We start from the raw sequence: 22,596 nt of genomic DNA, 5'->3' as shown, positions 1-22,596 counted from the left end.
TGTCATTCTGGAGAACTAAATTATGCTTGTATCTTATAAATGGTTAAAAGAATTGGTGGACATTGATGTTCCATCACAAGAGTTGGCTGAAAAAATGTCAACTACAGGGATCGAGGTAGAAGGTGTCGAATCACCGGCTGCTGGTCTCTCGAAAATTGTCGTCGGTGAGGTCTTGTCTTGCGAAGATGTGCCAGAAACTCACCTCCATGTTTGTCAGGTTAACGTTGGCGAAGAAGAAGCCCGTCAAATCGTCTGTGGTGCACCGAATGTGCGTGATGGCATCAAGGTTATGGTGGCTCTTCCAGGAGCTCGCATCGCTGACAACTACAAAATCAAAAAAGGGAAAATCCGCGGTCTTGAGTCACTTGGGATGATTTGTTCACTTGGTGAATTGGGAATTTCTGACTCTGTTGTACCAAAGGAATTCGCAGATGGCATCCAAATCTTGCCTCAAGATGCCGTTCCAGGTGAGGAAGTCTTCTCATACCTAGACTTGGATGATGAAATCATCGAACTGTCTATCACACCCAACCGTGCAGATGCCCTTTCTATGCGTGGGGTGGCTCACGAAGTGGCGACCATCTATGACAAGGCAGTCAACTTTAAAGAATTTACTCTTTCAGAAACTGATCAAGCTGCAGCAGATGCTCTTTCTGTGGGCATTGAGACAGACAAGGCGCCTTACTATGCAGCTCGTATCTTGGACAATGTGACTATCGCACCAAGTCCACAATGGTTGCAAAATATCCTCATGAACGAAGGTATCCGTCCCATCAATAACGTAGTGGACGTGACCAACTACATCTTGCTCTACTTTGGTCAACCAATGCACGCCTTTGACTTGGATACCTTTGAAGGAAATGACATCCGTGTGCGTGAAGCGCGTGCTGGTGAAAAATTGGTGACTTTAGATGGTGAAGAACGTGATTTGGACGTGAATGACCTAGTCATCACTGTCGCAGACAAGCCAGTTGCTCTTGCAGGTGTCATGGGTGGTCAAGCAACAGAAATCTCTGAAAAATCTAGTCGTGTTGTCCTTGAAGCTGCAGTCTTCAATGGTAAATCAATTCGTAAGACCAGCGGTCGCCTCAACCTTCGTTCTGAGTCCTCTTCTCGCTTTGAAAAAGGCATCAATGTGGCAACAGTCAATGAAGCCCTTGATGCAGCGGCTAGTATGATTGCAGAACTTGCAGGTGCGACGGTGCGTAAAGGCATCGTTTCAGCAGGTGAACTTGATACCTCTGATGTGGAAGTTTCTTCAACGCTTGCTGATGTTAACCGTGTCCTTGGTACAGAACTTTCTTACGCGGATGTAGAAGATGTCTTCCGTCGTCTTGGATTTGGCCTTTCTGGAAATGCAGATAGCTTTACAGTCAGAGTCCCACGTCGTCGTTGGGATATCACTATCGAGGCAGACCTCTTTGAAGAAATCGCTCGTATCTATGGTTATGACCGCTTGCCAACCAGTCTTCCAAAAGACGATGGGACAGCTGGTGAATTGACAGCGACACAAAAACTTCGACGTCAAGTTCGTACCATTGCTGAAGGAGCAGGTTTGACAGAAATCATCACCTATGCTCTAACAACTCCTGAAAAAGCAGTTGAGTTTACGGCTCAACCAAGCAACCTTACTGAACTCATGTGGCCAATGACAGTGGACCGTTCTGTTCTCCGTCAAAATATGATTTCAGGTATCCTAGATACAGTTGCTTACAACGTGGCTCGTAAGAACAAAAACTTGGCCCTTTACGAGATTGGAAAAGTCTTTGAACAAACAGGTAATCCAAAAGAAGAACTTCCAAATGAGATCAACAGCTTTGCCTTTGCCTTGACAGGCTTGGTTGCTGAAAAAGATTTCCAAACAGCAGCAGTTCCAGTTGATTTCTTCTATGCTAAGGGAATCCTTGAAGCCCTCTTTGCTCGTTTGGGACTAGAAGTGACCTATACAGCTACAGCTGAAATTGAAAGCCTCCACCCAGGTCGTACAGCTATGATTTCACTCGGTGACCAAGTTCTTGGTTTCCTTGGCCAAGTGCATCCAGTCACTGCTAAGGCCTACGATATTCCAGAAACGTATGTAGCTGAGCTTAACCTTTCAGCCATCGAAGCTGCCCTTCAACCTGCTGCTCCATTTGTGGAAATCACCAAATTCCCAGCAGTCAGCCGTGACGTTGCCCTCCTTCTCAAGGCAGAAGTGACTCACCAAGAAGTTGTGGACGCGATCCAAGCTGCCGGCGTGAAACGTTTGACAGATATCAAACTCTTTGACGTCTTCTCAGGTGAGAAATTGGGACTAGGTATGAAGTCAATGGCTTATAGCTTGACCTTCCAAAATCCGGAAGACAGCTTAACGGACGAAGAAGTCGCACGCTATATGGAAAAAATCCAAGCGTCTCTCGAAGAAAAAGTCAATGCAGAAGTGCGTTAAACGATAGTATGATACAAATTCCCCCTCTAGTTTATGAACACTAGAGGGGTGATTTTATATAATACTCAATGAAAATCAAAAAGCAAACTAGGAAGCTAGCCGTAGGTTGCTCAAAACACTGTTTTGAGGTTGTAGATAAGACTGACGAAGTCAGTAACCATATGTCTAAGGTAAGGCGACGCTGACGTGGTTTGAAGAGATTGTCGAAGAGTATAAAATAATTAAAATGTGATTTCTGTAAAAATACATCTATGATCAGAGTTTTGAAAACTTACAATGTCTAAATCTTTAACATAGTAGTAGTTTTTAGGCAATAAAATATGATCTATTGTTGCATTAAAAAGCTTTGGACTTTGGCTATTCCAAGTTCCTCTTTCGAAGGGTGGAAGTGCATTTAATGCGTCCCTATGAGAGCTTATTTTTGCAAGTGCTCCATGACGCATAGTTGCATTAAAGTCACCTGCAATAATAGCCTTTGGATATTTTGAAGCCAATTGATTATGAATGATGTTTAAGTCTTGCTTCCAGATTTCCATTAAACCTGGCAGAGGAGGAGCAGTATGCAAAGCAATGATATCTGGTATATTTTGTTTTCTCGAATGTAATACAATTGTCCCAAAACGTGTTGTATGAAAAGTTTTAGCTTCTGTATAGAAACCATAGCTTTTCTTGACAATCACAGTCACAGGAGCTATTCCACTGTCAGTAGGTGGAGAAGTAAAAATATCATAGTTGGCCATAGAAAGTCCAACTTGATGAAACAATAGTTTGATTCTCTGGTTTTCTTGCTCACCTCTGATATTGGTAGCTAGTTCAGGGAATATAGCCATATCGGCATCAAAATGGCTAAAAATTCGCTCAATATGTTGTGCTTCTATTTGATTAGCGACGTTCCAAGTTACTAATTTTAAGGTTTTAGTCTTATTTGATGCGGAAGAAAGGGTTTTATCTGTTCCGAATAATAGTAATATGAACGATAATAAGAGCAAAATGCCAGAGTAAAACCGTATTTGTTTATTTTTCTTGTAAAAAGATAGGGAAAAAAATACGAAACTTAAAATAGAAGCCATAGTTGCAGTAGCTAAGGGGAAGGCATAAATCTGTGCCAAGATAGGTCTGGTAGATAGCCAAATATTAAGATTAGAAGATGGGAAAAAAGAATAAGCTATGATAGGGATAGCGAAGAGAATGAGGGAAAGGGCAGAGAGAAATGTTTTAATCATTGTATGAGTACCTCAATTTGCAATGGTTGCTCGGAGCTAATGTGACTTTGTGACTTTACTAGATTGATATTCTTTTTATTGTCTTCCTTATAGATTAAGTACAATCCAAGTAAAAAAAGTCCAATTTAAGATTGAAATGATTAAAAGGCACAGAGATGCAAGACAATTATACTACAAAAGGTAAACATTTGACAATCGATAGTCGTTGCTTAATCGAACGATGGAAAAAAGAAGGGAAATCAAATAGAGAAATTGCCTCTCTACTTGGAAAAGCTCCTCAAACTATCCATACTGAAATCAAGCGTGGGACAGTCCGACAATGTCTTGGAAAAGGGCGCTTTAAAGAGGTTTATTCTGCTGACTATGCTCAACAATCTTATGAAAGCAATCGCAAGTACTCGGTCAAGAAATCAAGCTTGACCAAGGAACTAAAGGAAAAGCTCCTCAAACTATCCATACTGAAATCAAGCTTAAGCAAGGAACTAAAGGAAAAGATTCTCCACTATTATAACAAAAAGTTTTCTCCCGAAATGATGGTCAAGGCTAAGGGCGTTAACGTGGGAATTTCTACCATCTACTACTGGATTCATCATGGAAAATTGGGGTTAAGCAAACAGGATCTGCTTTATCCTAGAAAAGGAAAAGCGCTTAAGAAACAAGCTAGCACCAATTTTAAACCCGCTGGTCAATCTATCGAATCATAATTCGCTCATTTTTTCAAAAAATATATAGATCTAAAAGAAAGAGGGGTAAGTGATGAAGAATAGTGCTATCGGGAGTAATTGGAAGGATATCCGCTCTGAGCTCTTTACCAAGGAGGAAATCCTTGAAAGTGATATGCGAGTGGCTATCATGAGTGAGCTGATTGAGGCTAGGCATGAGCAAGGAATCAGCCAGAAAAAGCTAGAAGAACTTAGTGGAGTAAGCCAGCCTGTAATATCTAGAATGGAAACAGGAAAGACTAGTCCTCAGTTGGATACAGTCTTGAAAGTTTTAGCCAGTTTAGGAAAGACACTAGCAGTCGTCCCACTCGAACAGGGGAAAAGTTGACTAGAATCAGTTATAATCTTTTCTAATAACAAGCCATAGTCACTTATAAGAATTACTAATAACGCGTTTGAACCGTCTAACTGAAATATAGTTAAAAAACAAGTTACACAAAGGATTTGAGGCACTTGTCTCAAGTCTTTTTCTTTTGTCTAAAATAGAGATATAGTTTCAAACTATATCAAAGCCTAATTTTTTACAATTATACAGATGATTTCTTTTCTGTTAAGATAGTTTCAACAACAAATTTTGGAGGACACATCATGTCAACTACAATCATCGGTTTCCCTCGTTTGGGCGAATTCCGCGAGTTAAAATTTACAACTGAAAAATACTTTAGAAAAGAAATCACAGAAGAAGAACTCCTTGCAGCAGCAAAAGACTTACGTGCTAAACACTGGAACATTGTCAAAGAAAAAGGCATCACTGAAATTCCATCAAATGACTTTTCTCACTATGACAACTTCCTAGATGCAGCTTTCCTTTTCAACGTGGTACCTGCTTCAGTTCAAAACTTGGACTTGTCTGACCTTGAGCGCTACTTCGCTTTGGGTCGTGGTTACCAAGGAGAAAAAGGAGACGTTCGCGCCCTTCCAATGAAGAAATGGTTCAACACCAACTACCACTACATCGTTCCTAAATTTGAAAAAGACACTCAAGTTAAACTTGCAGGTCATAAGATTTTCGATGAATTCCAAGAAGCAAAAGAACTTGGATTGAACACTCGCCCAGTTCTTGTAGGTCCATTCACTTTCCTTCAATTGTCAGACTTTGAAGAAGGCGTGAAAGCAGAAGACTTCGTAGACAGCTTAGTGGCTGCTTACCAAGAAGTTTTTGCTAAATTGGCAGAACTTGGTGCGACTCGTATCCAATTGGATGAAGCTGCTCTTGTAAAAGATTTGACAGCTGAAGAAAAAGCTCTCTTCTTGGACCTCTACAACAAATTGTTGGCTGACAAAAAAGGTCTTGAAGTCTTGCTTCAAACTTACTTTGGTGACGTTCGTGACGTTTACGCTGACCTTGTAAACTTGCCTGTTGATGCTATCGGTCTTGACTTCGTTGAAGGTAAGAAAACTCTTGAATTGGTTAAAGGTGGTTTCCCAGCTGATAAGACTCTTTATGCAGGTATTGTCAATGGTAAAAACATCTGGCGCAACAACTACGAAAAGAGCTTGGCTGTTCTTGAACAAATCCCAGCTGAAAATATTGTCTTGACAAGTTCATGCTCACTTCTTCATGTGCCATTTACAACAGCTAACGAAGAATTTGAACCAGCTATCTTGAACCACTTTGCCTTTGCAGTTGAAAAATTAGACGAAATCCGTGATTTGGATGCTATCCGCAATGGTCAAGATGAAGCAGCTCTTGCGGCCAACAAAGAACTCTTTGCGACTGAGCGTGTGGGTGAAAATGCGGAACTTCGTGCGCGCATCGCTGGCTTGACAGACGCAGACTACACTCGTTTGCCAGCATTTGCAGAACGTGAAGCTATCCAAGAAGAAGCTTTCAAACTTCCAGCTCTTCCAACAACAACTATCGGTTCATTCCCTCAAACTAAGGAAGTTCGTGCGAAGCGTTTGGCTTACCGTAAGGGTGAATTGTCTCAAGAAGAGTACGATGCTTTCCTTGCTGAAACGATCGACGAATGGATCAAATGGCAAGAAGATATCGACTTTGATGTCCTTGTTCACGGTGAATTTGAGCGTAATGACATGGTTGAGTACTTCGGTCAAAACTTGTCAGGTTACCTCTTCTCTAAAAATGGTTGGGTACAATCATACGGTATGCGTGGAGTTAAACCACCAATCATCTGGGGTGATGTCACTCGTCTTAACCCTATTACTGTTAAATGGTCTAGCTATGCACAAAGCCGTACAAACAAACCTGTTAAAGGTATGTTGACTGGACCTGTTACCATCCTCAACTGGTCATTCCCACGTGAAGACATCTCTATCAAGGATTCTACTCTTCAAATCGCCCTTGCTATCAAGGATGAAGTGCTTGACCTTGAAGCTGCTGGTGTGAAAATCATCCAAATCGACGAGGCTGCTCTTCGTGAAAAATTGCCACTTCGTCGTAGCGACTGGTACGAAGACTACCTTGACTGGGCAATTCCTGCCTTCCGCTTGGTACACTCAACAGTAGCGCCAGACACACAAATCCACACTCACATGTGTTACTCAGAATTTACAGATATCATCCCAGCTATCGACAACATGGATGCAGATGTTATTTCCTTTGAAGCTAGCCGTTCAAACCTTGAAATCTTGGACGAACTCAAAGCGAAAAACTTCCAAACAGAAGTGGGACCTGGGGTTTACGATATCCACTCACCTCGTGTGCCAAATGAAGGCGAAATCGACCACACAATCGAAGCTATCCTTGCTAAAGTACCAAGTAAGAAAGTTTGGATCAACCCAGACTGTGGTTTGAAAACACGTGGTATTCCAGAAACAAAAGAAAGCTTGATCCGCCTTGTTGAAGCAGCTAAAGCTGCGCGTGAGAAATTGTAAGACAAGATTTCTCTAGAAGCACTGTTTGGTCAATCTGCCTGTTTCACTCGGATTCTAAGAGTCCAGCTAACGAAAAAATCAACTAGAAAAGGATAAGACTATGTCACGCCAAACACCGTCACTCTCATTTGAAGTGTTCCCTCCAAACCCAGCAGTGGGTAATGATAACATTATTTCTGCTCTTCAAGATATGCAGGAGTTGGCTCCCCACTTTATCAGTGTGACTGCCAGCAATAATAAATTTAATATCAAGGAAACGACGGTCCGTTTGGCTGACTTTATCCAAAATGACTTGGCGATTCCGACTATTGCTCACTTGCCAGCCATCTATTTGACTAAGGACAAGGTTGCTGAAACTATTGCAGACTTGGACAAGGTTGGGGTGCAGAAAATCTTGGCTCTTCGTGGGGATATTATTCCTGATGTGGAACCACAAAAGGATTTCCGCTACGCAACTGACTTGATCGAGTTCATCAAGGAACAAGCCCCTCACTTTGATATTGTTGGTGCTTGCTATCCAGAAGGGCATCCAGATTCGCCAAATCAGATTTCAGATATTCAAAATCTTAAGAAGAAAGTGGATGCAGGTTGTTCGAGCCTTGTAACTCAGCTTTTCTTTGACAATGAGCGCTTCTATGATTTTCAAGACAAGTGCATCTTGGCTGGGATTGATGTTCCCATTCATGCAGGGATTATGCCAATTCTGAATCGAAATCAGGCTCTCCGCCTCTTGAAGACTTGTGAGAATATCCATCTTCCACGCAAATTTAAAGCTATTTTAGACAAGTATGAGTATGACCCTGAGTCGCTCAGAGCAGCAGGACTTGCCTATGCGGTGGACCAAATCGTGGACTTGGTAACTCAGGATGTGGCCGGTGTGCATCTCTACACCATGAACAATGCGGATACAGCAAAATACATCCACCAAGCAACCCATGCCTTGTTTAATCACCAGTCTCTAGGATAATAAAAAGCAAACCATTCTTCTCAGCTGAGGGGAATGGTTCCTTTTTAATGGTAAAGACCGCACTTTTTAAGAAAAATATGATAAAATAGACTCTGTACGTACTTGATACAAAGATGAGGGTATTGAAGTTTTAAAGGTTTTTTCAAATGTGGTTGGAGCGACACGAGCGAGTCAAATCGATATTATTTGACGAGAGAGTTAGTAAAGCATTTAGCTAATCGCCTGATAGCGATTAGCGTGAAAGGTTTAGATGCTTTAGTATCAAACCTTTCTAATGATTTATATCTTGAGTAATTGAACTCGCCTACAACTCTGTGGAAAAAGATAAATCTACCTAGGAGCAGTCGCTCCGTCGTTCGATTTCCTATTTTCCTTTGAGTTGCTTTACGGCTTAGTATCTTGATTTTTGTAGGCAAGGCGTATAATTTCATCAATCCAAAGGGGATTAAAATGACAAAACAAGTGTTTCAAACGACTTTTGCGGGTCGTGAGTTGGTTGTAGAGACTGGTCAGGTTGCTAAGCAAGCAAATGGCGCAGTTGTTGTGCGTTACGGTGAGTCAACTGTCTTGACTGCGGCAGTTATGTCTAAGAAAATGGCAACTGGGGATTTCTTCCCTCTCCAAGTCAACTACGAAGAAAAAATGTATGCAGCTGGGAAGTTTCCTGGTGGCTTTATGAAACGTGAAGGACGCCCTTCAACAGATGCGACTTTGACAGCGCGTTTGATTGACCGTCCAATCCGTCCTATGTTTGCGGAAGGTTTCCGTAATGAAGTACAAGTCATCAACACAGTACTTTCTTATGATGAAAATGCATCTGCACCAATGGCTGCTATGTTTGGTTCATCCTTGGCGCTTTCTATTTCAGATATTCCATTTGACGGACCAATTGCTGGGGTACAGGTGGGCTATGTCGACGGTGAAATCATCATCAACCCTACGCAAGAACAAGCAGAGCAATCTCTACTTGAATTGACAGTAGCTGGTACCAAGCACGCCATCAACATGGTAGAGTCTGGTGCTAAAGAATTGTCAGAAGAAATCATGCTGGAAGCTCTCCTTAAAGGGCACGAAGCAGTTAAAGAATTGATTGCCTTCCAAGAAGAAATCGTTGCTGCTGTTGGTAAAGAAAAAGCAGAAGTAGAATTGCTTCATGTAGATGCTGACTTGCAAGTTGAAATTATCGCAGCCTACAACAGCGACCTTCAAAAAGCGGTTCAAGTAGAAGAAAAATTGGCCCGTGAAGCTGCAACTCAAGCAGTTAAAGACCAAGTGACTGCTGTTTACGAAGAAAAATATGCGGACCACGAAGAATTTGACCGTATCATGCGTGATGTGGCTGAAATCTTGGAACAAATGGAACACGCTGAAGTGCGCCGCTTGATTACAGAAGACAAGGTGCGTCCTGACGGTCGTAAGGTCGATGAAATCCGTCCTTTGGATGCGGTTGTTGACTTCCTTCCTCGTGTGCACGGCTCTGGTCTCTTTACTCGTGGGCAAACTCAGGCCCTTTCTGTCTTGACCTTGGCTCCAATGGGAGAAACTCAAATCATTGATGGTTTGGATCCAGAGTACAAGAAACGCTTTATGCACCACTATAACTTCCCACAATACTCTGTAGGGGAAACTGGTCGTTACGGTGCACCAGGTCGTCGTGAAATCGGTCACGGTGCTCTCGGTGAGCGTGCCCTGGCTCAAGTCTTGCCAAGCTTGGAAGAATTTCCATATGCTATCCGCTTGGTAGCAGAAGTCTTGGAATCAAATGGTTCTTCATCTCAAGCTTCTATCTGTGCGGGAACTCTTGCCCTTATGGCTGGTGGTGTGCCAATCAAGGCGCCAGTAGCTGGTATTGCAATGGGACTTATCTCAGATGGAAATAATTACACAGTCTTGACAGATATCCAAGGTTTGGAAGACCACTTTGGAGATATGGACTTTAAGGTTGCAGGTACTCGTGACGGGATTACAGCCCTTCAAATGGATATCAAGATTCAAGGGATCACTGCAGAAATCTTGACTGAAGCCCTTGCCCAAGCCAAGAAAGCGCGTTTTGAAATCCTTGATGTGATTGAAGCAACCATTCCAGAAGTTCGTCCAGAATTGGCTCCAACTGCTCCGAAAATTGATACCATCAAGATCGATGTGGACAAGATCAAGATTGTCATCGGTAAGGGTGGAGAAACCATCGACAAGATTATCGCTGAAACAGGCGTTAAGATCGATATCGACGAAGAAGGAAATGTGTCTATCTACTCTAGTGACCAAGATGCTATTAACCGTGCCAAAGAAATCATTGCTGGTTTGGTTCGTGAAGCTAAGGTGGACGAAGTTTACCGTGCTAAAGTCGTTCGTATCGAGAAATTTGGTGCCTTTGTTAACCTCTTTGATAAGACAGATGCCCTTGTTCATATCTCGGAGATGGCTTGGACGCGTACCAATAATGTCGAAGACTTGGTAGCAATCGGGGATGAAGTTGATGTTAAGGTTATCAAGATTGATGAAAAAGGACGTGTGGATGCTTCTATGAAAGCCCTTCTTCCTCGTCCACCAAAACCTGAACGTGATGAAAAAGGCGAAAAGTCTGAGCGACCTCACCGCCCACGTCATCACAAGGACCACAAACCTAAGAAAGAATTTACAGAAACACCAAAAGATTCAGAATAAGAAAAGGAGAAATGTATGGGATGGTGGCGCGAAACCATTGATATCGTAAAAGAAAATGATCCAGCGGCCCGCACCACTTTGGAGGTTTTGCTGACTTATCCAGGTGTCAAGGCCTTGGCGGCCCACCGTCTCTCGCATTTTCTCTGGAAGCATGGCTTTAAACTCTTGGCGCGTATGCACAGCCAGTTTTGGCGCTTTTGGACTCAAATTGAGATTCATCCAGGTGCTCAAATCGACTCTGGAGTCTTTATTGACCACGGTTCTGGCTTGGTGATTGGAGAGACGGCTATCGTTGAGACGGGAGTTCTCCTCTATCATGGGGTGACTCTTGGGGGAACAGGGAAAGACTGTGGCAAACGCCATCCAACCGTTCGTCAGGGTGCCCTTATATCAGCGCATGCCCAAGTTATTGGTCCTGTAGAAATTGGTGCAAATGCCAAGGTCGGTGCTGCAGCAGTTGTCGTAGCAGATGTACCTAGTGATGTGACGGTTGTCGGTATTCCGGCCAAGATTGTCCGAGTTCATGGACAGAAGGATGAACCGACGATCCACGAAGTCGAAGAAAAACGAGAGTACTACGTCAATAAACTCGAGCAGGCTAAAGATGCCAGTCACAGATCGTCTGGATTATAATTTATGATGATTCTTTTATCTATTAACATTTTTTAAAAGACGATATTCGACTGAGTAGGTCGTAAAGCAAAAGGGCGACTGTCAGCCCTTTTCTTGCATTTATTTGATTCTTCTTTTACTTTTTAGAAAGGAGCAAGGGATTCCGAAGTGTAGAGACATTCGGACTGAAATTCAATTGAACTTTTAGTGATGAAACTAACAGTTCTTGGATTTTAGCTTTCCTGACTATGATTTATGATTAAAATCTATGACACTATGTCTCGTGATTTGCGAGAATTTGTCCCAATCGAGGACGGCAAGGTCAAGATGTATGTTTGTGGGCCAACCGTGTATAACTATATCCACGTGGGAAATGCCCGTTCAACGGTGGCTTTTGATACCATTCGTCGATATTTTGAGTACCGTGGGTATGAGGTTGCCTATATTTCCAATTTTACGGATGTGGATGATAAGATTATCAACCGTGCCAAGGAAGAAGGCATCACGCCTCAGGAGGTTGCGGATAAGTACATCGCTGCCTTTCGTGAGGATGTGACGGCCTTGGGTGTCAAGCCTGCGACACGACACCCACGTGTGGTGGAGTTTATGGCTGACATTATCCACTTTGTGGAAGACTTGATTGAAAAAGGCTTTGCCTACGAGAGTCAAGGGGATGTTTACTTCCGTGTGGAAAAATCTCACAACTATGCCAAGTTGGCCAATAAAACATTGGAAGATTTGGAGTTAGGTGCTTCAGGTCGTACCGATGAAGAAACGGCTCGTAAGGAAAATCCTGTGGATTTTGCCCTCTGGAAAGCTGCTAAATCAGGCGAGATTTCTTGGGACAGTCCTTGGGGACCTGGTCGTCCGGGTTGGCATATCGAGTGTTCGGTCATGTCAACAGAGATTTTGGGCGATACCATTGATATCCACGGTGGCGGAGCCGATCTGGAGTTTCCGCATCATACCAATGAAATTGCTCAGTCAGAAGCAAAAACAGGCAAGACCTTTGCCAACTACTGGATGCACAATGGCTTTGTCAATATCGATAATGTCAAGATGTCCAAATCCTTGGGCAACTTTATCACAGTGCACGATGCCCTTAAAACTCTTGATGGGCAAGTGCTTCGTTTCTTCTTTGCGACTCAACATTATCGCAAGCCCATCAACTTTACGGAAAAAGCAGTTCGCGATGCCGAGACCAATCTCAAGTATTTGAAAAACACCTATGAGCAACCATTTTCTGGGACTGTAGATGCTCAAGGATTACAGACCTTTAAAGATAAGTTTGTGGCGGCTATGGATGAGGATTTCAACGCTGCAAATGGTATCACAGTAGTCTTTGAAATGGCCAAGTGGATCAATTCCGGCAACTATGATGCAAGTGTTAAGGAAGCTCTTGCGGCTATGTTAGAGGTCTTTGGAATTGTCTTTGTTGAGGAAGTTTTGGATTCAGAGGTCGAGGCTTTGATTCAAAAACGCCAAGAAGCGCGTGCCAATCGTGACTTTGCGACAGCGGACCAGATTCGTGACCAATTGGCTGCTCAAGGAATTAAGCTCCTTGACACCAAGGATGGAGTGAGGTGGAGGCGTGATTGATGTCAATCTCATTAACGGGATTGCGTTAGCCTTTGAAGGGGATGCGGTATATTCCATGTATATTCGCCGTCACCTCATCCTCAAAGGCATGACCAAACCCAATAAACTTCACCAAGAAGCGACCAAGTATGTCTCAGCCAAGGCTCAGGCTCGCCTGATTTCTCTCATGTTGGAGGAGCAGGTCCTAACGGAAAAAGAAGAAGAAATCTACAAACGTGGTCGCAATACCAATAGTCACACAAAGGCTAAAAATGCTGATGTGGTGACTTATCGCATGTCCACAGGTTTTGAAGCAGTCATGGGCTATCTCCATATGACTGAAAATCTGGAACGTCTTGAGAGCTTGATTTCGTGGTGCATCCAAAAAGTGGAGGGTTAGGACATGATGTCAAAAGAACTACAAGACTGGTTTCCTGAAGCTCAGATTTCAGACCAACCAGTAGAGAAAGAAGGCTATCTCACTCTCCCTTTAGCTTCTCAGCAGTGGATTTTGCTGGAGGAAACTGGGCTCAGTGAGCGTGAAAAGCAGTTGATTTCCCTTTTGACCCAGCAGGAGCAGGCTCGTTCGCTCAATCCTTGGTATTCTTATCTGATTGAGGGCAAGGGTCAGGCACCGCAATCTTTTAAAAAAATTCAGCTGGTTTATTGTCATCTTTCCTATTTTCAGCAGGAAAATCTGGCTTCTTGGCTAGATATGATGCGGACTCTTTTTCCCAACTGTCAGACGGTGCTTCAGGTCGGAGCTCAGGATTATGTTTTCGTGCTTCAACAAGACAAATACACCTCTGTACGAGCTATTTTAAGTGATACGATTGAAGCGGTTGAGTATGACTTTGGACTTCGTCTGTCAATCATGTTGGGTCAGGTTTGGTCTCAGACAGGCTATCAAGCCCTATCAGACTTGATTAAAGCGGAGCGGGATTTGTTTAAGACTTGGTGGCGTCAGGGTCACCAAGGTGTTCATACCTTTTCACAACTCTATCTTTGGAGTATGGGGGAAAGAATTGTAGACTTGAAGCCAATCAAGGAATGTCTACACCAGATGATTTTGGATCAAGATCAGATTCAGGAAATCATCCTCTCTCTTTGGGAAAATAGTGCTGTTCTCACTAAAACAGCCCAGAAACTCTATCTGCACCGCAATTCTCTCCAATACAAGATTGATAAGTGGGAAGAATTGACAGGGCTACAGTTGAAGGAGTTGACCGACCTGACTCTGTGTTATCAATTGATTTTAGGTTCTTTGTCAACTATAGTTGGTTTGTAAAGAAGTTAATATTTGGAGAAGAGGATTTCCATCTTCTCCATTTTTATGTGCAGAGTTATAGTGGATTGAGACTGGGAAAGTACACTGCGATTGCTAAAACATTCTTAGAAGTTGCTTTGATTTTCCTAATCTATTTATGCAAATTTTGTGTTATTTTACTATAGTTGTTTGATTTTTGTTTAGTATTAGAAGATTGAAAATCAATGAATAAATCTACCAGCAGATGACTCAAAACGTCCTTTTGAAGCTGTAGGTAAGGCAAAGTTGACGTAGTTTGAAGAGGTTTTCGCATAGTAGGAACATCCAATTTTGGTGTGTTTACTTATGGAGTTTTTCCTAGTGATACTTATATCTAGACACAAAACTATAGCTTGAGAGCTAGTCATTTTCAGATAAGATTTAACTCTTCCTAATACTGGGTTTTGTTTGCTTTTCAGAGTCCTTTTCTACTAGAAACTGGAATGTATCCTATTTATAGGAGTAATCGCTAGAAATATGGTAGAATCAAAAAAAGAATCAGCTGCTTTTTTATGTAAATTTCAACCTGTGAAGTCTAAAAATTTTTAACTTTCTCCTTTCTTTTCCGAATAAATAGATAGTAGCAGTGAATCTAGTAAACCTAGATTTAATACTCTTCGAAAATCTCTTCAAACCACGTCAACGTCGCCTTGCCGTATATATGTGACTGACTTCGTCAGTCTTATCTGCAACCTCAAAACAGTGTTTTGAGCAACCTGCGGCTAGTTTCCTAGTTTGCTCTTTGATTTTCATTGAGTATAAAACTGTGGTATAATAAAAGGAGGAAAAAGATGATTCTCAGACATCCGGGCATCAGCCCAACCAACGACTTGGTTGCTAAGAAAATTTTTAGCAACCCAGAAATCACTTGTCAATTTATTCGCGATATGTTGGATTTACCAGCCAAAAATGTAACCATTTTGGAGGGAAGTAATATTCATGTCTTGCCCTCCCTGCCTTACTCAGCGCAGGATTTCTATACCAGTATAGATGTTTTAGCTGAACTAGATAATGGAACCCAAGTAATCATTGAAATTCAAGTTCATCATCAGAATTTTTTCATCAATCGCCTGTGGGCTTACCTGTGTAGTCAGGTCAATCAAAACCTAGAAAAAATTCGTCAGCGAGAAGGTGATACCCACCAGAGTTACAAGCATATCGCACCTGTTTACGCAATAGCTATTGTGGATAGTAATTATTTCCAAGATGATCTAGCTTTCCACAGTTTCAGTATGCGCGAAGACACGACAGGTGAAGTCTTAACCATCACAAACAATGGACAAGAAAACCATCTAGTCAAGATGGCATTCTTGGAATTAAAAAAATATAGAGAAACCAGCAAAGATAGTATTCGCAAACCGTGGTTGGAGTTTTTCGGGAATAAACCCTTTACCCAGCACCCTGAGCGAGCCATCAGCCAGGCAGACCAACTGCTGGATTACAAGAGCTGGTCCGAGGAGGACAGGAAAATGTTTAGTGAACTACGTATGCGAGAAGAACAAGCCTTGTTAGCACATGACTATGCCTTGGAACAAGCTGAAGAAAAAGGTTTAGAGCGTGGACTTGAACGTGGCCGTGCAGAGGGTTTAGAGCGTGGACGAGCTGAAGGAGTTGAACAAGGACTTGAACGTGGGAAAGCTGAAGGAAGTTTGTCTATGCTACTAAATCTAGTTCGTCAAGGTCTTCTGACACCTGAGGTTGCCAGTCAGCAACTGGGTATGACCGTGGCTGAGTTTGAGGCGCTTTTGTAAGTTAGGGGATGTATCTAGCTTTTCCCTCAAAATCTTATCAGAGTGCTAGGAAACTTACATCGTATTTCACTATTTTCAGCAGAATGCTTCTGTTGATTTTATATCGAAAAAATGGCAGATTTTATCTTTCTATAGATAAGGTCTGTTTTTTATTTATATTAAATTTAAAATATTATCCATAATAAGGTTGATAGATAAGGGTGTGCATATATATATATATATATATATAATCGCGAGAAAATGCTATTATATCGGCTTTTTTGTTACTTTTTTAACGTCTCCACGAGACTGCTAAAAACTTCGCGTTTTGCTGTTCAAATTTGCGAAAATAGGATATAATAATACTATCTCGGAATTTGTCTTTTGACAAGTGTGGGAATAAAAAGAAACATATCCTTTCTTTAAATACCTAAAATATTTAAGGGGGGGGTATTTTTTGGTACCTCCAGAAAGGGAAAACGAGAGGTAAGATAATGAGAAAATCATATCGTGATGATAATGGTGAAAAAATTTACCGTTACTCAATAAGGAAATATCATTTTGGGGCTGCTAGTGTTGCAGTGGCGGCTCTGATGTTCTTTGCGAATGGGGTGCAAGCGCAGGCCCCTGCAGTGTCTCCGGTAACAGCTAGTGATGTAGTTGCTGGACCTTCTGGAAATTCAGATGGGGATCCACAGGATTCAGATGAGGAGAATCCGGAGAAAACGGCAGTAGTTGAACAGCCAGTTGATCTCAAATCAGCAGGAGAATCTAGCGCTCCAGAAGCTAAAGCTGAAGAAGGAAGTCAAGAAGAATCAGAAGCTGAAGTTAAAAGTCCTCAGCCCGAGACTAAGATAGACGATAAAGAAGAAGCTCCTCAGGTGGCGAAGGAAAAAGATCAGGAAGTATCAGCGCCAGTAGCTGACACAAGTGCAGCCAAATCGACACAAAGCACCCTAGAAGCTTTGTTGGCAAATCTGACCCTAGACTCCATGAAGGCTCTCCACATAGAAGTCGAAGAAGGTCTCGCAAAGGCTAAGGCGGTCTTAGAGAATCCAAAAGCAACGCAAGCACAGGTTGATGAGCAAGTCAAACTCATGGAAGACCTGACTCGTCGGGTCAGGGAAGCTTTGTCACCTCAAGTTTCAACTCCTCCAGTCTTAGAAAAAGCAGGTCTGACAAACACTACGCTGGCTGCTCCAGAGGGGACTGTACTAACTCCAAAGGAGGCTATTACAAAAGTCCTAGAGAAGAATCCTGTAGCATCAACTAATGGAGAAGTTAGGACTCCATCAACTAAACTTTCAAAGTCAGAAGTTAGTGATAATCAGAATAAAGAAAAATTGAAAGCGATTTCGAAAGATTTGTCTGCCTATTTGATACAGGCAAATGAAATCACACGTCCTGAGACTAAGAAACTTTTAGAAGGAGTAGAAGAAATTGTTAAATCAATTGAAGCTAGTGTATTACAGCCTCAGTTAACACCAGCTGAAATTGAAGAACTCCTCAAAAAAGGGAAGCAAGCTGAGAAGAAACTTGCCTTAGCGCTTACTCGTGAAAAATCAGGAAAACGTGATTTGTTAAATGGGCATATAATGAATAAAGATGCTTATTTTAGAGCTTATGACGATAGAGAAGCAAGACGAAGAGTATATAACGCTCAAGGTAATTCAGGGCAAGAAAATGCTTTAGTTGGATATTTTACAAAAGAAGAAGATCGTAAGTATGGATACGAACCGGGTACTTTCTTATATATATCGCACAATGATGATAGAACTGGAGCTTTTTCTAGTCCAGATTTAGGTCGTCAACCTGTTAATAGATTAAAGGGAAAAGTTTTCGCGGAAGTAACTAAAGCAGCTGATGGAAGCGGCTATCATTGGAAGATAATTTTTAATGAAGGTAAGGAACCACGACAAAATCCGATTTATTACTTTACGATTCCTGCTGGACAAGCTATAACTAACATGACATTAAAAGAGAATGGGAATGTTGTGAAAAGTGGAGGGGTTGCACAGGTATTTAATGGCGCAAATGATAAATATCAGACAGCGGTGGGTTCTCCTGAATCTGGGGTTAATGGAACTCCGTACTATGAAAACATTGCAAATGTTACTCATTCTATCATAGGTAACAGGGATAGTATTCGAACCTTAGATGATTTTGTTAAAAACGATACAGGACGTTATTTTAATAGGAATGGTATTCCTCAAAAAGATATTGATGTTTCGGATAAATTGTATGAAAAGATTAAAGGTTCTACTCAAAACATCTTCTCTTTGAAACCAAAGGAATACAACGCAGGAAGTACTTATACTGTCGAATTTGATACCAAGGGGAATACTACTACTCCACTATATTATATAGCAGGTATGAAATCTTATGAGGCAGGAGGAGGAGTTTTTCAACATAAAAGTTACCAGCAATGGAATAGGGCACAAGAACGCTATAATATAAAAGTTGATGATAGCGAGGCTAAAACAACTTTCTTAAAAGGAACGGGAGTTGGTTTATTTGATGATGAGAGAGGGTTGAAAAGTGGTGCTATTACATTAGAAGATACTTATAATAATAACAAGAAACTTAACCCAGAGAAGGCTCATATAGTAGATTACAAGACATATAAGCCTACTGGAAACTTCTATAATGATTACTACGCCAATATTCACAATAGGTATAGTCATAAAAATGCTTCTGCACCTGATGATGTAACGGCAGATAGTACAAAAGGTTATCATCTTTTACATATTGAAGCAAGTATTGATGATCAAAAAATTGAGTTTAATCTACCGTACAGGGTAGTAACGCAAGCAGATGTGTATCAGCCTATAGTTTCAGATGTTTTAGATACAAAAAATTATTCAGAAAAATTAAAGGATGCGTCGACTTATATAAAAAGTTATGCTGATGTTTCATCTACTATCCCCAAATTTAAAAGACCAGACTATCGAGATATGACTGCCCCAAATCCAGGGCGAGCATTTTATAAAGATTTGATAGAATCGTTCCCAACAACAAGTGATCAAATAAAAGACCAATCGGTTAGAAGCACTGAGTGGGTAGGAGGTTCAGCTCTTTCTACAGGTTCAAGAGTTATCGAATTAACTCTTAAGGATAACAAGAAAACATTATTTACAGTTCCAAGTACTATTGATGTGCTTCCAGGAGGGAAGATTTCAGCGGAAAATGTAAGAAAACTTAACGAAGAAATCAGAAATACTTATCAAACATTTGATGAACATGGTAATCTTGTAGGGACAGTTCCTACTGTTACTGAAACAACTCCTGTATGGGTGAAAAAACAAATCAAGGTTACTTATTACGATAATGAAAATAATGCACGTACAAATCATCAGGATGATTCTGTGGATTATGTAGATGTCTTATTCAAAAATATAAGAAAAGAAGTGGCACCTTCTGCCCCAAGAGTAGATACACCGGTAGATGGTTCTGTATCAGTAACTCCAACAGGAACAACAGATAAGCTGGTAGTATCATACAGACCTAGCGGTCAAAGTACTGATAAGACAATCACTGTTAAAAAAGAGGGAACATCTTGGGGAGTGGTAGGTACTCGTCCATCTGGAATTACAGTTGATAGCTCTTCGGGAAGTGTATTAATTTCAGAACCAACAGTAGCTGATAATACTTCAGTAAGAGGGGTTGCTACTTATTTGAATAGTGATGAAAGCTCTGCGATAGGAATGGCTAAAAGTCCTGATACTCAAGCACCAACTGTTATGATAAATGGAAAAGCTTTGACAACAAATGCTGAAGACAATAAATTCGTTATTTTTAGAGGAGCTAATTTCGATCCAACATTTAAAGTAACAGATAATTCAAATAACATCAGAAACTTTAAAATTCGTGATGTACCACCGGGTGTTTGGTTCAATAGACAAAATAATCAAGATCCAGCAATAGCATCAATGTCTAATAACGACAACTTCCATTTTAGCGATAAGAAAGTGGATGATAATGCTGCTTTAGGAACAAAAATAGCTAGTGTAGACGTTAGTGATGCTGCAGGAAATAGTAGAACTTACAAGTTTCAATATACTATCGTTGATATTAAAACAAAAAATTCACCAGCTGCTGTAGGTGTAACTGATAAACTAGGCGATTCACATAATTATTTAGAAGATACTGAAAATGGTGTTCATGGTAGAGGTGATAAAAGTTTTCCAGAAGGGATGAGTTGGCAATGGGAAAATGCTAATAGTGAAGAAACATTCAAAACGCCAGGCACCGTTACGAAGGTAGCTAAGGCAGTCTTTCCTATGGGGTCTAGAACAAGTTCAGGTGTTAAACGTGGAGATGTTACAATCTATGCTCCTGAGTCAATTAAAAAGATAATTACGTTTAATGTAGCGGATAATGAAAAACCACAAGCTAGTTTAAATGGTATTTCGTTAGGAACAACATCTACAGAGCCAGACTTTACGATTTTCAGAGGGGCTACTTTTAATCCAGAATTAAAAGTGTGGGACAACTCTGGAAAAATAAAAAAAATCGAAATATCTGGTCTCCCATCAGGAATTTCACCTAGTGGACTTTCTACTGAACAAAAAGGTAAGACAAAGGAAAATAAATACAGTCAACGATTAGCTTCTGGTAGTGTTTCAACTTCAGAGACTTTAGGAATAAGAGAAGCAACTGTTAAAATAACAGGTTCAAATGAAACAGATGTTAGTACGTTTAAATTCAAATATAGAGTTGTTGATTTGACGATAGCTAATAGTACTCAAAATTTTGACGGATTCCCAGCTGTATCTGTTCCCCAAGGTGTAGCTCTTAGTAAAGAAGACCACCCTAAAAATCAAGATGCACATGAGTTTCTATCAGTAATTGATGATAGTTCAAATACATCTCGTGGGGATAGTTATCTACCACAAGGTATGCGTTGGAAATGGAAACAGAATAATGGTCACGATCAATATGGCGAAGTGCTAGACAAAGCAGGATATTATACTAAAAAAGTGGAAGCTGACTTTACTGGTACAGGTGAACCGATAAATGAAAATAGCACTACAAGAAGATTATTTGTTCCAAGAACTATTACAAGAGATATTCGTCTATTGGTTACTCCCAAAGCACCTGTTATAGAAGAAAGTCAACTTTATGGACAAAGTGGTCAAAAACCAGAAATAGAAGTTTCTAATATTATCCAATCAACCGAGGTTAGTGCCACAGCAACTAGGAAAGTACAATTATTTAGTAGCTTGAATAGTTTAGCACCGCTAGCAGAAAAGACTATAACAGATAATACAGGAACAAGTCGTTTTACAGCAGCTGATTATCAAGCAAAACGTCCAAATGGTTTAAATGCTAATGAGCAACTTTATGCTAAGGTTGTTGTAACAGACCAGGGAAGATCTGTTATTTCAGATAATGGAGATGCTCGTCTAGTAACAGAACGATTAAACTTATCGGAAAATGCTAACAATCGTATTGTTCAAGCGAATGATACAAAACTTAATGATGCAGAAAAAAGAGCGATTCGTATAGCTTTAAGAAAAGCAAATTCAACTCTTAATTTGAATGATGACAATATTGAAATTAGTGATAGTGGTGCTATTGTTGTAACTACTAGTGATAAAAAACGAGGTTGGTTGCAAACTAATCCAAATAAAGATAATGGTGCTGGATATGTTACTCGATTTGCAAATATTCGTAAAGATTTCTTGCTAGAAAATATCGAAGGAACAAAACTTCCGAACAGGGATTCTGATAAGGGATTTGTTTGGGCTGGTACTACTACTGATCCAACTGTAAATGGTAATCGTAGCTTAATCTATTACTATGATGCTACAAAAGGTGAAAAATTCACTTTAAACGATGTATTGAAAACATTAACGTTGAAACCTAAAGCTGGTACAAATAGTGTAGAAAATCCATCTCTTGTAGAAGCTAATGGTGGTGATAAAGATAAGGCAGAAAACGGAAGAGAAGGATTTAGTAAAACCTCTGGAACAAATGAGTTTAAAAAAGGTGAAGATTATATCAATACCCTTGACTTAGTAGAGAGAGAAACTCTAGTAGGAGGTAAAGAGGTTGCAAATACACCTCGTAAGCTAGTAGAAACAGGGAAAGGCGGCTCTAATACTGTAAACACGACTTTACAAAATGCCAATCTGCCTGCAGAAAATGGCGTACTACTACCTTTACTGAAAAATGTGCCTAATGGTAGCCAAGCTATTTACAAAGCCCAGTTATATCTACGTCCTGAGTATGTTAATTCTGACGCCTTAACTAAGAGAGGTGAGAATAAAGATACAACGACTAATGTTATAAATGTTTACTTTGTACCTATAGATGTAGAAAAACCACAGGTACAACGTTCTAGTACAAATAATTTAGGGGTTACTGAAAGAGTCTATGACTATTTACCGAAACAGGGGCGCCCATCTTTCACTAGTCTTGTGAAATTAACAGATAATTATGATAAAGATGATGATACCAATGCGAATACCAATACGTTAAGAAGCAAGCTAAATATGTGGCTTAAAACAGGAAATACTAAGACTC

12 protein-coding genes and 1 pseudogene (1 of these 13 cut by a window edge) are annotated in these 22,596 nt (G+C 40.8%); 12 read left to right on the top strand and 1 reads right to left on the bottom strand.

What is annotated here, in order from left to right; genetic code table 11:
* Positions 1–22: 22 nt before the first annotated feature.
* Positions 23–2,428, top strand: a complete 2,406-nt coding sequence (gene pheT, locus AC6I9F_RS07705) for a phenylalanine--tRNA ligase subunit beta (RefSeq protein ID WP_498021485.1) — start codon at positions 23–25, stop codon at positions 2,426–2,428.
* Positions 2,429–2,649: 221 nt separating this feature from the next.
* On the opposite strand, the gene AC6I9F_RS07700 is transcribed toward pheT, so the two are convergent.
* Positions 2,650–3,651, bottom strand: coding sequence for an endonuclease/exonuclease/phosphatase family protein (locus tag AC6I9F_RS07700; RefSeq protein WP_498021483.1), 1,002 nt, complete (start codon positions 3,649–3,651; stop codon positions 2,650–2,652).
* 155 nt (positions 3,652–3,806) lie between these two features.
* On the opposite strand from AC6I9F_RS07700, the pseudogene AC6I9F_RS07695 reads away from it, so the two are divergent.
* The 11 genes and pseudogenes from AC6I9F_RS07695 to AC6I9F_RS07645 all read left to right on the top strand — a co-directional run.
* A pseudogene (locus tag AC6I9F_RS07695) lies at positions 3,807–4,349 on the top strand (transposase); the annotation flags it as partial.
* Positions 4,350–4,407: 58 nt separating this feature from the next.
* Entirely contained in the window at positions 4,408–4,701 is a 294-nt protein-coding gene (locus AC6I9F_RS07690) for a helix-turn-helix domain-containing protein (RefSeq protein WP_498021481.1), read from the top strand.
* 260 nt (positions 4,702–4,961) lie between these two features.
* Complete coding sequence (metE, locus tag AC6I9F_RS07685; RefSeq protein ID WP_498021479.1) at positions 4,962–7,211, top strand: 5-methyltetrahydropteroyltriglutamate--homocysteine S-methyltransferase; 2,250 nt, start codon at positions 4,962–4,964, stop codon at positions 7,209–7,211.
* 100 nt (positions 7,212–7,311) lie between these two features.
* Entirely contained in the window at positions 7,312–8,178 is an 867-nt protein-coding gene (metF, locus tag AC6I9F_RS07680; protein ID WP_498021477.1) for a methylenetetrahydrofolate reductase [NAD(P)H], read from the top strand.
* Between the two features lie 450 nt (positions 8,179–8,628).
* Positions 8,629–10,842, top strand: coding sequence for a polyribonucleotide nucleotidyltransferase (pnp, locus tag AC6I9F_RS07675; protein ID WP_498021475.1), 2,214 nt, complete (start codon positions 8,629–8,631; stop codon positions 10,840–10,842).
* Between the two features lie 15 nt (positions 10,843–10,857).
* Complete coding sequence (gene cysE, locus AC6I9F_RS07670) at positions 10,858–11,475, top strand: serine O-acetyltransferase (RefSeq protein WP_112445046.1); 618 nt, start codon at positions 10,858–10,860, stop codon at positions 11,473–11,475.
* 234 nt (positions 11,476–11,709) lie between these two features.
* Positions 11,710–13,053 (top strand): cysteine--tRNA ligase, encoded by a 1,344-nt coding sequence (gene cysS, locus AC6I9F_RS07665; protein ID WP_498021473.1) that lies wholly within the window; start codon positions 11,710–11,712, stop codon positions 13,051–13,053.
* Positions 13,046–13,432 carry a Mini-ribonuclease 3 gene (locus AC6I9F_RS07660; RefSeq protein WP_000567927.1) on the top strand — a complete coding sequence of 129 codons (387 nt, stop codon included), beginning with the start codon at positions 13,046–13,048 and terminating at the stop codon, positions 13,430–13,432. Before cysS ends, AC6I9F_RS07660 begins: the two co-directional genes overlap by 8 nt.
* 3 nt (positions 13,433–13,435) lie before the next feature.
* Positions 13,436–14,320, top strand: a complete 885-nt coding sequence (locus AC6I9F_RS07655; protein ID WP_498021470.1) for a helix-turn-helix domain-containing protein — start codon at positions 13,436–13,438, stop codon at positions 14,318–14,320.
* An 809-nt stretch (positions 14,321–15,129) separates the two neighbouring features.
* The gene (locus tag AC6I9F_RS07650) at positions 15,130–16,089 is read left to right on the top strand and encodes an Rpn family recombination-promoting nuclease/putative transposase (protein ID WP_498021468.1); all 960 of its coding nucleotides are present in this window, start codon (positions 15,130–15,132) and stop codon (positions 16,087–16,089) included.
* 473 nt (positions 16,090–16,562) lie between these two features.
* On the top strand, positions 16,563–22,596 hold the 5' end (the start) of the coding sequence (locus AC6I9F_RS07645) for a DUF1542 domain-containing protein (RefSeq protein WP_498021466.1). 20,978 nt of this gene lie beyond the right edge of the window; 6,034 of the gene's 27,012 nt are visible here — the first part of the coding sequence; it begins with the start codon at positions 16,563–16,565; its stop codon lies beyond the right edge, outside the window.

Source organism: Streptococcus nakanonensis, assembly GCF_059738785.1.
This window is presented reverse-complemented; position numbering and strand designations above follow the sequence as displayed.